The organism is Alteromonas sp. 14N.309.X.WAT.G.H12, from assembly GCF_036697315.1.
Taxonomy (GTDB): Bacteria; Pseudomonadota; Gammaproteobacteria; order Enterobacterales; family Alteromonadaceae; genus Alteromonas.
Genome location: NZ_JBAHZB010000114.1, coordinates 1 through 660 on the forward strand (window position 1 = coordinate 1; position 660 = coordinate 660).

The window sequence follows — 660 nt, forward strand, 5'->3', positions numbered from 1 at the left end:
GTCTCGGATAGATACCATTGATGAAGAGATTTATGCGATGGCCGGTGGCGCTGTGGAAGGGGGTGTGGGTACCGGTGGTATGCGCACAAAAATAGAAGCGGCAGAAAAAGCCGTTTCCCACGGTATAGATACGTATATAATTAACGGCTTTACCGAATTGTCATTTAATATGTTACTGAATGGCAAAAATCCAGGTACCCATTTTACGGCTTATGAAAAACCCATGGCAGAAAATGAACACTGGATGCGGCACACAACCCGTGCTCAGGGTGAAGTTATCGTTGAGAGTGAATTTGCATCTGTGTTATCAGAAAATGCAGAATCATTGACCAGCAAAGAAATTATCGATGTAAAAGGTGAATTCTCCGTAGGCGATACTATTATCGTTAGAAAAGATGATGGTACCAAGTTAGTAAAAGCGCGCTCCAATTACAGCAGCTGTTTACTCAACTTTATCGCCAATCAGGAAAACGATGACTTTGCTTCCGAGTTTGAAGAGAAAACGGGGCCGATTATTTCGAACAAAAATTTAGCGAACCTGGAGAAAGAATGAGTTTAATTACATCCTTAGCAAAAAACGCAAAGCAAGCCGCACGAACCCTTGCCGTACTGGATGAGTCAGCCAAAAACGCGGTGCTCAAAGACATGGCGGCTGCGCTT

The 660-nt window shown here is 43.6% G+C and carries 1 protein-coding gene; it reads left to right on the forward strand.

Annotated features, from left to right (window positions below):
- On the forward strand, positions 1–553 hold a 553-nt coding region (locus tag V5298_RS17805), incomplete at its 5' end, for a PUA domain-containing protein (RefSeq protein ID WP_332932780.1).
- Positions 554–660: the final 107 nt, after the last annotated feature.